The sequence below is a fragment of the Psychrobacter sp. 4Bb genome (assembly GCF_002836735.1).
Classification (GTDB): Bacteria; Pseudomonadota; Gammaproteobacteria; order Pseudomonadales; family Moraxellaceae; genus Psychrobacter.
Genome location: NZ_PJAS01000072.1, coordinates 152016 through 165349, shown reverse-complemented (window position 1 = coordinate 165349; position 13334 = coordinate 152016). Strand labels below are relative to the sequence as shown.

The 13334-nt window shown below is 42.8% G+C and carries 11 protein-coding genes; all 11 read left to right on the top strand.

From position 1 onward, the window contains the following. The first annotated feature begins 120 nt into the window (after positions 1 to 120). The 11 genes from CXF60_RS11395 (at position 121) to der (ending at position 13315) form a co-directional block, all read left to right on the top strand. Positions 121 to 1410: an adenylosuccinate synthase gene (locus CXF60_RS11395; protein ID WP_102092032.1), complete on the top strand. Its 1290-nt coding sequence runs from the start codon at positions 121 to 123 to the stop codon at positions 1408 to 1410. 257 nt (positions 1411 to 1667) lie between these two features. Continuing rightward, positions 1668 to 2084 (top strand): lysozyme inhibitor LprI family protein, encoded by a 417-nt coding sequence (locus CXF60_RS11390; RefSeq protein ID WP_102092031.1) that lies wholly within the window; start codon positions 1668 to 1670, stop codon positions 2082 to 2084. Positions 2085 to 2506: 422 nt separating this feature from the next. Beyond that, positions 2507 to 2938 carry a nucleoside-diphosphate kinase gene (ndk, locus tag CXF60_RS11385; protein WP_057759031.1) on the top strand — a complete coding sequence of 144 codons (432 nt, stop codon included), beginning with the start codon at positions 2507 to 2509 and terminating at the stop codon, positions 2936 to 2938. Positions 2939 to 3422: 484 nt separating this feature from the next. Continuing rightward, positions 3423 to 4652 carry a dual-specificity RNA methyltransferase RlmN gene (gene rlmN / locus CXF60_RS11380; RefSeq protein ID WP_180958144.1) on the top strand — a complete coding sequence of 410 codons (1230 nt, stop codon included), beginning with the start codon at positions 3423 to 3425 and terminating at the stop codon, positions 4650 to 4652. Positions 4653 to 4863: 211 nt separating this feature from the next. Then, complete coding sequence (pilW, locus tag CXF60_RS11375) at positions 4864 to 5799, top strand: type IV pilus biogenesis/stability protein PilW (RefSeq protein ID WP_228707116.1); 936 nt, start codon at positions 4864 to 4866, stop codon at positions 5797 to 5799. Then, a complete protein-coding gene (locus tag CXF60_RS11370; RefSeq protein ID WP_102092029.1) occupies positions 5796 to 6608 on the top strand; it encodes a helix-turn-helix domain-containing protein in 813 nt (270 codons plus the stop codon). Before pilW ends, CXF60_RS11370 begins: the two co-directional genes overlap by 4 nt. A gap of 158 nt (positions 6609 to 6766) precedes the next feature. Then, positions 6767 to 7882, top strand: coding sequence for a flavodoxin-dependent (E)-4-hydroxy-3-methylbut-2-enyl-diphosphate synthase (gene ispG / locus CXF60_RS11365; RefSeq protein WP_102092028.1), 1116 nt, complete (start codon positions 6767 to 6769; stop codon positions 7880 to 7882). A gap of 123 nt (positions 7883 to 8005) precedes the next feature. Then, positions 8006 to 9295 carry a histidine--tRNA ligase gene (hisS, locus tag CXF60_RS11360; RefSeq protein ID WP_102092027.1) on the top strand — a complete coding sequence of 430 codons (1290 nt, stop codon included), beginning with the start codon at positions 8006 to 8008 and terminating at the stop codon, positions 9293 to 9295. Between the two features lie 70 nt (positions 9296 to 9365). Further along, positions 9366 to 10145, top strand: a complete 780-nt coding sequence (locus CXF60_RS11355; RefSeq protein ID WP_102092026.1) for a YfgM family protein — start codon at positions 9366 to 9368, stop codon at positions 10143 to 10145. 146 nt (positions 10146 to 10291) lie between these two features. Then, the gene (bamB, locus tag CXF60_RS11350) at positions 10292 to 11500 is read left to right on the top strand and encodes an outer membrane protein assembly factor BamB (protein ID WP_102092025.1); all 1209 of its coding nucleotides are present in this window, start codon (positions 10292 to 10294) and stop codon (positions 11498 to 11500) included. A 393-nt stretch (positions 11501 to 11893) separates the two neighbouring features. Further along, positions 11894 to 13315 carry a ribosome biogenesis GTPase Der gene (gene der / locus CXF60_RS11345; RefSeq protein WP_057759046.1) on the top strand — a complete coding sequence of 474 codons (1422 nt, stop codon included), beginning with the start codon at positions 11894 to 11896 and terminating at the stop codon, positions 13313 to 13315. Positions 13316 to 13334 lie beyond the last annotated feature (19 nt).

Sequence of the window (13334 nt, the reverse complement as noted above, 5' to 3'; positions counted from 1 at the left end):
TTAGATATCTCAGTGTTTCTATTTCATAAACCACTGAGATAAAAAGATATAGCTAAGAAAATCATTTTAATTTTCAGCTTTTATTGCACACACCTCAATACATAAAGGTAAGGATTGATCATGGGTAAGAATGTTGTAGTTTTGGGTAGCCAATGGGGCGACGAAGGTAAGGGTAAAATCGTTGATTTACTTACCGAAAAAGCCTCAGCAGTAGCCCGCTTCCAAGGCGGTCATAATGCTGGTCACACGTTGGTTGTCGATGGCAAAACCACTGTCTTGCATTTGATTCCATCAGGTATCTTGCGTGAAGGCGTCACTTGCTTTATCGGTAATGGCGTGGTGCTCGCACCTGACGCACTACTAAAAGAGATGAAAGAGCTAGAAGATAACAACGTACCAGTACGTGAGCGTCTACGTATCTCTCCTAATTGCCCACTTATCATGCCTTATCACGTGGCACTTGATCAAGCTCGCGAAGCAAAGCGCGGTTCTGGTAAAATCGGTACAACAGGTCGCGGTATCGGTCCTGCATACGAAGACAAAGTAGCACGTCGTGCGATTAAACTTGCTGATTTGTTCCGTGAAGATCTAGAAGAAAAACTACGTAACCTAATCGAATATCACAACTTCCAACTGACTGAATACTATAAAGTTGAAGCGATTGATTTTGATGAGACGCTTAAGCTTTGTAAAGAGTGGAAAGAAGAGATTAAAGGTATGGTTACTGATGTAACTGAAGACCTAAATCAATTACGTCTGGCTGGCAAAAACCTAATGTTTGAAGGTGCTCAAGGCACGCTGCTTGATATCGACCATGGTACTTATCCGTTTGTAACCAGCTCAAGCGTAACAGCTGGTGGTGTATCAACTGGTACAGGTATCGGTCCATTGTATTTAGACTATGTACTTGGTATCACCAAAGCGTACACTACGCGCGTTGGTAGTGGTCCATTCCCAACTGAATTGTTTGATGATGTTGGTGCTCACTTAGCCAAAGTCGGTCATGAATTTGGTGCGACGACTGGTCGTGCCCGTCGCTGTGGTTGGTTCGATGCGGAAGCATTACGCCGTGCAGTAGTACTTAACTCTATGTCAGGTATTTGCTTGACCAAGCTTGACGTATTAGATGGTCTTGAAGAGCTGCTAATCGGTGTAGGTTATAACCTACCTGAGACTGAGTGTGCAGGCGCACATGATGCTGAATTCTACGAGTCAGTCACGCCTAAGTACGAAACAATGCGAGGCTGGAGCGAGTCTACCGTTGGTATCACTAACTATGATGAGCTTCCAGAAAACGCCAAAAAATACATCAAGCGTATTGAAGCATTGATTGGTTGCCCAGTTGATATTATCTCAACTGGCCCTGATCGCGAAGAGACTATCGTATTGCGTGATCCGTATGATGCTTAGTTTTTACTATAAACTTGATTAAATAGTTTTTAGTATTAATAAAAAACCCCAATGCTGAGCGTTGGGTTTTTTTTGTGTGTTATTTCAAGAATTTGATTGATTACCTTGATCTTCAACAGTGTAAGAGTAGGGCTACTAGCTATAATGTCATCTAAAAATATCATAAATAATGAATGTACTGACATTATTTTGGTTTAATTAAGTGTAAGATATTATAGACGGATTTGGTTTTATCAACATACAAAAAGGAATTTGCTATGACAACGAATACGCTTAAATCCACGATTCGCAATACCTCTATAGCAATAGTTACATCCGCAGCTTTCATGTTGCCTATGTTTGCTTGGGGTGCAGAAAACTGTGACAAACCAAACAATGACTTTGATGGGCTATATTGCCTCACGAAAGTATATTTGGAAGCAGATAAGGAGCTTAATAACTCTTACAATAAATTGAGTAAACTCCTAAACAAACAGCAAAAAGCCACGCTTAAACGCGGACAATTAGCGTGGATGCGCGAGCGCAACGACCAATGTAGTTATAACGATGGCGATGGTTTCTTTGTCAATATGAGCTGTGCTACCAATAAGACAGCTAATCGAGTTAATTTTTTGAATGAACGTGTGCGTGAATGCAATGCAGGTAGTTGTCGAGACAGTCGCTTAGATGATTAAATGTTTTGATTGGTAGTATGTATTAGCAAAACTCTTAGCAAGGTGTGTTGAGGGTTTTCTAATCATTAATAATGATATAAATACTCTATAAAATCAGTCTGGTAGCTATAAGTGATAAATATGAGTAGCGATAAGGTAAGTAAGTCGATAGCTCATGCATCTGTTGTTGATGAGTACTTAACTTGGATGTAAGTAAGATACTGTTATAAATTTACTTTTATGCAAGGTATGGTCATAAATTAACCCTATCATTTATGGCCTTAATCATTATAATAGGCAGCAATCCGATGTTGGCGCTTATGGTTATACACTGATATACCATGAGTTGTGTAAAACAGTCCAAGTCAACATTGTGGCTAAAGCTAAAACAACGCATTAATTTTTCATATTTTATTGAATTTATCATTTATTAGGAGCTTCTCATGGCTAACGAACGTACTTTATCTATCATCAAACCTGACGCAGTTGCTGGCAACCACATCGGCGCTATCTATAGCCGTTTCGAACAAGCTGGTCTAAAAATCGTTGCAGCTAAAATGCTACAACTTGATGATGAAAAAGCAGGCGGTTTTTACGCTGAGCACGCTGAGCGTCCATTTTACAACGACCTAAAATCTTTCATGATGTCAGGTCCAGTATTGGTATCAGTATTAGAAGGCGAAAATGCTATCGCTCAACATCGTGAAATCATGGGTGCAACTAACCCAAAAGAAGCTGCTGAAGGCACTATCCGTGCAGACTTCGCTAGCAGCATCGACGAAAACGCAGTACATGGTTCAGATTCAGCTGAATCAGCAGCACGTGAAATCAGCTACTTCTTCAGCGATGATGAAGTTTGTGCACGTACACGCTAATATAGTAAATAAACTATAAGCTTTTACGGCGTTCGATTTGTTTGAGGTAACTGCTATAATAAGACAGCTACGATTTAGACTGATCTTACCTGTATGAGTTTTATACTGGATTGACTATAGACGAATTATTTACAACATTGATTGTTTATAATTGGTTTGCGAGACGGCTTATATCTTATGGGTATAGGCCGTTTTAGCTATAAATCGTTTTAGCTATTTGCCAACAGGCAACTTCGATTATAATAGCGCAATCTAGATTGAAATTGTCCGACGTTTCCCTCATTATTAGTTTTAACTAGCGTTATCAATCCCTTATCAGCATGTTTTTACTCAATATTGATTTATTGTGTTATTGATTTTATTAACTTACTAAAGACTGCGCTCATAACGGATTGCTCATGCATCCCTGCCATACGTATGTACGGCAACGCTCATCTCAATAATTGCAGCGCTCATTTAAGCGCATGCAAAAAGGTTACCTATTATGTCAACTGTTCAAGCACCAACCCAGCACGTACCTACCAAGCTTACTGATAGTATTAAGCTAGTAGACGAGGCGCACGCAAAAACCAATCTACTAGGTATGACACAAGCACAGCTGTCTGATTACTTCAAAAGTATCGGTGAAAAGCCATTTCGTGCGACTCAGGTCATCAAGTGGATTTATCAGCATGGGGTGACGGACTTTGAGCAAATGACCAATTTGAGTAAGTCGTTGCGAGACAAATTGTCACTTAATGCTTGTGTGGTACCGCCCAAAGTAATTCATCGTCAATATAGTGATGATGGTACGCGTAAATGGGTATTTGAAGTCACTGGTGGCTCATTGGTTGAGACGGTGCTTATCCCTGCAGATGATAGCAAGTTAAATGGCCGTAAGACATTATGCGTGTCTTCTCAAGTAGGCTGTGCACTAGACTGTAGCTTCTGTAGTACAGGTAAGCAAGGGTTTGAGCGTGACTTAAGTGCGGCTGAAATTATCGGTCAGTTATGGGTCGCTAATGCGTCATATATGACAGATGAAAATGAAAGTTTAGAAAACGTTGATCATAGCCTATGGGAAAATAACGTCACCAACGTGGTGATGATGGGCATGGGTGAGCCGCTATTGAACTATAAACCTGTAGTAGGTTCAATGGAGTTGATGCTAAGCGATCATGCTTATGGACTGTCAAAGCGTCGCGTCACGTTATCGACTTCTGGTGTCGTTCCGAAAATGTATCAGCTAGCACAAGACATCGATGTGGCATTGGCCATTTCACTGCATGCACCAAATGATGAGCTGCGTAACGAGCTGGTACCAATTAATAAAAAATATCCGTTAGAAGAGCTGATTGCAGCGGCAAAAAACTATGTCTATGATGTCAATCCACGTCATAAGAAGCACGTTACGATTGAATATGTGATGCTTGATGGGGTCAATGACAGTAATGAGCATGCCCATCAGTTAGTTGCTTTATTAGAAGGGTTACCAAGTAAGATTAACCTTATTCCGTTCAACCCATTCCCACATGCACCGTATGACAAATCAAGCAACAACCGTATTCATGCGTTTAGTAATATATTGAGCGAAGCGGGTTTCGTTTGTACGATTCGCCAAACACGTGGTGATGACATCGATGCCGCTTGTGGTCAGTTGGTTGGACAAGTTGCCGATCGTACTAGACGCTCAGCCGCGTGGCAGCAGAGCATCAAAGATCGTGAAAGCGTTTAGCACGTTCTCTAGAAGATAAACGTTATATTCGACTGGTATAGCGTTTTAGCTGTCTTTTGTCTGTCGCAATGGTAAGAAAATGTAGCAATGACTGTCAAGATTGCAGAACGTGGCAATTAATAACAACTAAATTGTACTTATAGGGGTTAAATCTATTAAACTGAGGCCTCGAAGATCGAACGCATTGAATCCCAGTTTTATGATGGCGGCTATGATGACTTCTAAAAATTCTTGTCAGTTCAAATATCAAAAATCATTTTCTAAATTTTATAAGCAGTCGAGTATCAATGCTGCCCAAACCGCTTTGCCAAAGCGTGCAGTGCTGTCGGCAGTATTTGGCGTCCTTGTATTAAGTGGCTGTCAGACCACCCCGACTAATGATTTGCTAGGTAACTCTCCTTATCAAACATCTACGCGCGCTAGCAACGATCGAAATTTAGATCAGCAGGAAATCGCCCGTGTACGTACCTCACTTGCCGCGCAATACATCCGAAAAAATGAGCTAGATACCGCGCAGCAGCAGCTCGAAAAAGCCTTTGCTGCCGATAGCCGTTATGCGCCAGCCTATGATATGATGGGCGTTTTGTTGCAGCAAGAAGGCAGCCGTATCAATCTAGCCAAAGCTGATGAGTACTTCAAAAAAGCAATCGCGCTAGATAAAGACTTTGTACAAGCACACAATAATTATGGCGTGTATCTGTCACAGACAAAGCGCTACCGTGAAGCAGCAGAACAGTTTGAGATTGCAGGGGCGACGCTAGGCTATGAAGGCCGTATTGGCGCGCTAGAAAACCTAGGTCGTACTTATCTACAGTTAGGTGATAATAGTGCTGCTTCAAAAGCATTTTTACGGGCACTTGATGGCAATCGTAACAGCATCATTGCTCATATCGAACTGGTAGATTTATTGCTGGCACAACAGCGTGTACCGCAGGCACAGAGACTGTATGATGAGACGCTGATATTGGTGCAGGGGCAGGGTGTTAGCCCGCGCTTGCTCTTACAAGGTATCAAGCTTGCAGCAGCACAAAATAATATAACAACGCGCCAGCAATTGGCACAGCAGCTTTTATCCGCTTATCCGCTAAGTGATGAAGCAAAACAACTTAAGACTTGGCTTAACAATCCAGAGGCACCATGGAAATGATCACCCCATCATCTAACACTCAATCTAACGCTCAGGGATCATTTGGTGCCGTGTTGCAGCAAGCCCGTAAAAATAAGCAAGTAACTTTAGACGCAGCCGCGGCTGAGCTGTTTATTCTAAAGCGTCATCTAGAAGCGCTAGAAAGCGAAAACTTCGCTGAGCTACCACAGGCTGCGTTTGCTCGTGGTTTTGCGATTAACTATGCCAAATATCTGGGCTTAGATTCAGCAAAAATCGCTAGTAGCTTCGATGCCGCTTATCCCAATGAGCTAAAGGCCAAATCAGCCAGCAATATCGATACGCCACTGCGCCCAATGGGGACTTTGCAGCGTGATACTCACAACCGCATCCGCTTTAACCCGCTATTGATCATAGGCGTTATCGGATTGATTATCTTGGCGGTGTTCCTATTCCGTATGGTGAGTAACGCTAGCAAAGAAAACACCCAAGAGCCTGTATCAGCTGTTGAAGACATGTCAGCGATAGAGCAAGCCCAAGGTGCCGCCATCAATAGTGACGCGAGTGGCGTTGGTGCTTCTGGCTCTGCATTGAATCTAGGTGATGCTGCAGCAACGGCTAACCTAAACCTTGTATTGACAAGCGACGCTGTGGTTAGTATCACGGATGCTTCTGGAAACAGTCTGATAAATGGTTCTCAGTCTGCAGGTAACTATGACTTGTCAGGTATGCCACCGTTTAATGTGCAAATTGATAATATCGATAATGTTAGCTTGATGCTCAATCAACAACCAGTTGCGTTAGATACGTATGCAACAGATAAGCAAGCTACTTTTGAATTGACACCATAGTCAGTTGCATAAGCACCAAATTTGAATAAAGCACTCATATGTTTGGATGAAGCAGCCATGTGTTTGAATAAAGCGAATATGTGTTTGTCGATTTAGCTGGTTTATATTATATGTACAAAGGCCTAGGGCTTTTCTATTTTTGATTCAAGGATTTATGTATGTCAATGCCATCGCCTATTAATCGTCGTCTGACCAAAAAAATCTATGTCGGTGATGTCGCGGTTGGTGGTGATGCACCAATTAGCGTACAGAGCATGACCAACACTGACACCTGTGATGTAGCAGCGACTGTTGCCCAAATCGAGCGTTGTGTCGAAGCAGGTGCTGATTTGATGCGCGTATCAACGCCAACAATGGATACTGTCAAAGCTTTTGGCGAAATTCGTAAATTGGTAAACGTGCCTTTGATCGCTGATGTGCATTTTGATCATAAAATCGCTTTGGCCGTTGCTGAAGCAGGCGCTGACTGTTTACGTATCAATCCCGGTAACATTGGTAGCGATGCCAAAGTACGTGAAGTGGTCGCTTGTGCCAAGTATCATAATATTCCGATTCGTATTGGCGTCAACGCTGGCTCTTTAGAAAAAGACATACAGCGCAAGTATACTGAGCCAACTGGCGAGGCAATGCTAGAGTCGGCAATGCGCCATATTGATATTTTAGAGCGTCTTAATTTTGACCAGTACAAAGTATCTGTCAAAGCCAGTAACGTGTTTCTAACATTAGATGCCTATCGCTTAATATCAGCGCAAATTGATAACCCATTACATTTGGGCGTGACGGAAGCGGGTGTCTATCGTACGGGCGCTGTCAAATCTGCTATTGCGCTAGGTGGATTATTGCTAGACGGTATTGGCGATACTATTCGTATCTCATTAGCCGCTGAGCCTGAAGAAGAGATTAAGATTGGTTTTGATATCTTAAAGTCGCTTAATATTCGTTCGAACGGTGTAAACTTTATCGCCTGTCCAAGCTGTTCGCGTCAAGAGTTTGACGTGATTAAAGTAATGACAGCGTTAGAGTCTCGCTTAGAAGATATTCGTGAACCGATGAATCTATCTGTGATCGGCTGTAAGGTAAACGGTCCAGGAGAAGCAAAAGAGGCCGATATCGGTATCGTTGGTGCTGCCCCTAGATCACTGGTCTATCGTATGGGTGAAAAAAGCCACCTTATCGATACAGGCAATCTGGTCGATGAAATAGAAGGTATGGTTCGCGCCCATGCAGAAGACTTGGCAAAAAAACGTGAAAATGAAATCATTCGCGTAAAATAAGCCATAGAATAGATTGATACGTTGGGCTATACCGTCACAGTATCAATTAGATAATACGCTTATTTGAATATATAGAAAACAATAATAGAATACCTGTTAAACATTTAAGGATACGACCGTACCATGATCAAAGCTATCAAAGGTTTTAATGATATTTTGCCTGACCAATCAGCAAAGTGGCTGCATTTAGAAGCGATATTGGCTGATGTACTTGGTAGGTACGGTTACGAGCATATTCGCTTGCCTATCGTTGAACAGACGGATCTATTTGCCCGTGCTATTGGCGGCGCGACTGACATCGTCGAAAAAGAAATGTACAGCTTTACTGATAAATCTGAGCCACCAACGCCATTAGCGTTGCGTCCTGAAGGCACAGCTGGAGCAGTACGTGCAGTTATCGAGCACAACTTGCTACGTGGTGATACGCCCAAGCTTTGGTATATCGGTCCAATGTTCCGCTACGAGCGCCCGCAAAAAGGCCGCTATCGTCAGTTTCATCAGTTAGGTGTCGAGAGCTTCGGTAGCGCACTACCGGATGCTGATGCTGAGCTGATTGCGATGACTCATTTGATGTGGCAAGAGCTAGGTCTCAATAATGAGATGCGTTTGCAACTAAACAGTTTGGGTGAGTTGGATGAACGTTATGCTTATCGCGAAGCATTGGTTGCCTATTTAACTGATAAAAAAGACCAGCTAGACGAAGACAGTAAGCGCCGTCTAACGACTAACCCTTTACGTATCTTGGATAGTAAAGAGGCGAGCACGCAAGCAGTATTGGCAAATGCGCCAAAGCTTGCTGACTTCTTGGGTGAAGAGAGTGTGGCGCATTTTGAGCAGGTCAAAGCCTATCTGACTGCGCTTAATATCGATTTTGAAATCAATCCGCACTTAGTACGTGGCCTTGATTATTACAATAAAACGGTATTTGAGTGGGTAACAGATAAGCTTGGAAGTCAAGCTACCGTTTGTGCGGGTGGTCGTTATGATGGGCTAGTCGGGCAATTAAAATCAATCGGTACAGATGGTAGTAAACCAGTAAAATCTGAGCCTGGTGTTGGTTTTGCGATGGGGCTTGAGCGTCTATTGTTATTGATAGAAGCGGTTGCGCCGATTTCTGATATACCTGCTTGTGATGTATTCGTTGTGGCCCATCCTGAGGTATATAGTGCTGGTATAAGCTATGCACAGAACTTGCGTCACAGTCGTCCAGATGTACGAGTAAAGATGGCCAGTGCCACGAGTCTAAAAGCGCAAATGAAGAAGGCGGACAAGTCAGGCGCGGCATTGACAGTCATCATCGCCCAGCAAGAGCTGGATGATAATACGATTAGTATTAAAGATATGCAGACAGGTGAGCAAAAGACGGTCGCACAAGATTGGTTATCAAATAAAGATAACTTTTCTCGTCGCTAGTCAGTTTTTAACTAATCAGCTTTATTTGTCGTCCCAGCAATTTAATGTAAATTTTATCAGGTAAATATATATGGCTCTGACACCTAATTCGCCAAATGCAGATAACTCCATGCAAGCGCTAAAGCAATATGGTAGTTATATCGTTACTGCGATTTTGTTAGCACTGGCCGCCTACTTTGGTTGGACATACTGGCAAAACAATCATGCGCGAGTAGATACTGTTGCCGCCGATCAATATGCTGATATTCAGCAGCTAAATGAAGAGGTCAAACTGGCCTCGCAAAACCCAGATTTAGAAGCAGAGGCTCAAGAAGCACTTACCCAAAGTCGTAGCCAGCTAGACAAAAATATTGATACTTTGGTCAGCACGCACGGTGAGTCAGTTTATGCATGGCAAGCGCTAATGATAAAAGCACGTCAACAAGTAGACAATGATGACTTTGCAGCAGCGACTGAGACATTCAAAAAAGCATTGGCCATCGATTTGGGTGATGCCGGTCTAGAAGCGATTACTCGTTTACGCTATGCAAAAACGTTATTGGCCGCAGGTGATACAGATACTGCACTGTCAGAAGCAAACAATGACATGCCAAGCTCGTTTGAAGCAAGTCAGCAGGAGCTACTGGGTGATATTTACTTAGCGCAAGACAATAAAGACTCAGCGATTAAATCTTATAGCAATGCGTGGGAGCTATTACGTAGCCGTCAAGAAACGCGTGCAGTATTGGCATTAAAGATGGAAAGCTTAGGTATCACGGCTGAGCCGATTGCTGAGCAAACCAGTCTTATTCAAGAGCCATCGCTAGTGATGGATACCTCGAATGAAGTCACTGTCGAAGCAGGGCAGTAAGTCAGTAGGCTAGATATTAAGTCAGTAGTATAGTATTGAGAGTTGGTAATCAGCCAAAGCTCTTTTTTAATATAACCTAATGATTACTAATTTGCGGTTGGCCAATTTACTAATTAATAATAATTTATCTGTAGTGAGAACATACAATGACTCAATCTATTCGCTCTAGCAAAATATTAAACACCAAGACTATCAAAAAGACAGTTATGCATGTGGCCGTACTGGCAGTAATGAGCACGGCAGTGATTGGATGTAATCGCGGTATTAAGCCTGTGGTTAATGATCCGGTAAAATTGGTACAAATCGCTCAGCCGATTAGCGTACTACAGCCTGTTTTCAGTACCGATGTTGGCAATAAAAAAGCCAGCAAAAAAGATCCGTTAGATTTGCAAGTTGGCTATGCCAATGGTCAAATCGTTACTGCATCACGCGGTGGTGAGCTGTCAGGGTTTAATAGTGCAGGCGAGCGCGTATGGTCAATCAATGTTGACGACCAAATCACCGGCGGTGTTGCAGTAGATGCATTGAGCCAGACAGCTATCGTTAGTACTCGTGGTGGCAAGGTCATGGCATTTGATAGCACGACTGGTGCAAAACGCTGGCAGCAGCAGTTATCAGGTTCGGTTTTGACGCCAGCACTGATTACCAATAATCGTGTGGTATTATCAGCAAATGATGGTTTCTTACATGGTCTGTCACTACAAACCGGACAATCAGTATGGCAGTTCGCAACTCAAGTACCTGCTATCAGCGTTCGCGGTAGCGCTGCGCCAACTTTATTAGACAATGAGACAGCGCTTTTAGCAACAGCTGATGGTCGCCTGCATGCAATTACTGTCGATAATGGTCTTCCGCTATGGTCAAGACGTGTTGGCGTAGGTGCTGGTAGTAGTGAAGTTGAGCGCATGAGCGATGTCGATGGCAAACCTATCTTAGATAAAAATCAGTTATTTGCGATCAGCTATAGTGGTCAGCTATTAGGTATTGATTTGGCCTCGCGTCAGGTAATGTTCGTCAATGAAATTGCGAGTCTCAAATCACTGGCGGTAAACACTCAGCAAGTTATCGCTACCAGTTTAGATGGCAAAGTAGTTGCTTATGATCGCAACAGTGGCGAGACACTTTGGGAAAGTGACGAATTGGCTTATCGAGATCTTACCAATCCTGTGATGATTGGCAACTATATTGCCATTGGTGATTTCGATGGTGTAGTGCATTTGTTTGACCCTGCTACGGGTAGCATCGTTAGTCGCGTAGAGACAAAAGGTGCGTTGACCAACTTGCAAGTCCAAGGTGGTCGTTTAATGACTCAAAGTACGTCAGGACAAGTTGCTATCTGGCAGTTAGTGCGCTAATAACTATATAGATAGGTGCTTATAGATAATTAACGAAGTGTAATATTTCACTATAGCCCTTAAGCCTATTCTTGATTATCATTTATAAAACACAAACGCTGCTTAGTCAGCGTTTAGTGCCTTGTGTAAATTGCTTGTTTAAACACAGGCTTTCGCGTACTCTATGCGACCGATGTGCTATCCATATATACTACTTATTTATGTATAATAGGTATAATGAAGCCATCCTATATACTATTTTTAATCGTAAAATAGCCATCTATTATTTTTGCTATTGTTCTATCATTCATTTTAATTCACGGTCAATTGCAGCATATCTATTACTATTGTTATGTCACTGGTTATAAGAATAACTGTACTGCCCGTCATTGTGCCTTTCACTGAGAGTAACCCATGAGTATCAAGCCTGTGGTCGCCTTAATTGGTCGTCCAAACGTCGGTAAATCCACCTTATTTAATCAGTTCACAAAAAGTCGGCAGGCATTGGTCGCTGACCTTTCAGGATTGACTCGTGACCGTCAGTACGGTGATGCAACTTATGAAGATAAATCTTTTATCGTTGTAGATACGGGTGGTATCGGTGAAGCTGATGACGGTAGCGGTAATATTGATGACTATATGTCTGAGCAGTCGCATACAGCAATCCATGAAGCAGATATCATCGTATTCGTCGTTGACGCTCGTGCCGGTATGATTGGCGCTGATGCTGAAATTGGCAAGTTTTTGCATACATTAGGCAAGCCTGTCTATGTTGTTGCCAATAAAGTCGACGGTGTACATGATGCAGCACCTGCTGAGTTCTATGCATTAGGATTGGGCGAGCCATATCCGATGGCAGCCAGTCATGGTCGCGGTGTGGGCAATTTGCTTGAAGTACTAACGGCTGATATGCCTGAGCAAGAAAACATAGTAGAGCCAAGAGGCTTAAAGCTTGCTATTATCGGTCGCCCAAACGTGGGTAAATCGACGCTCGTCAACCGCCTGCTTGGCGAAGACCGAGTAGTGGTATTCGATATGCCAGGCACGACGCGTGATAGTATTTATATTCCTTATCAGCGTGAAGGTCGTGATTATGTTTTGATCGACACTGCTGGTGTACGTCGCCGCGGTAAAATCGATGAAAAAGTAGAAAAATTCTCTGTCATCAAGACCTTGCAAGCGATTGAAGATTCTAACGTAACTGTGATTGTTATTGATGCTCATGAAGGTATCGTGGATCAAGATTTGCATATGATTGGTTATGCACTTGACGCTGGACGAGCGTTAGTCGTTGCGATCAATAAATGGGATGGCCTAACGCAAGACCAAAGAGACTATATCAAGCTTGAAATGGATCGCCGCTTTAGCTTTATTCCTTATGTAAAAATACATTTGATCTCAGCACTGCATGGTACAGGTGTCGGTAATTTATATCCGTCTATCTTACGTGCGTACAAATCTTCAATGTTCGAAGTATCGACCAACCGTTTGACTCAGATTCTGCAAGATGCGGTAACGGCCAATCCGCCACCAACCGTTGCTGGTCGTCGTATCAAGTTACGTTATGCGCATATTGGTGGCCACAATCCACCCGTTATTGTTATTCATGGTAACCAAACCAGTGCGCTTCCTAAGAGCTATCAGCGCTATCTAGAGAATCAATTCCGTCAAGTGTTTAAGCTAGAAGGCACACCGCTTAACGTTATCTTGAAGCAAAATGACAACCCATATGCTAATAAGAGCGACACGCCGACTAAGGCAAAAGCTCAGCAATTGCGTCAGCGTGAGCGTAATAGATCACAGAAATTTACTACCAAAGATAAAAAGCCTCGTTAATTCTCGTATTTTAGGCTTT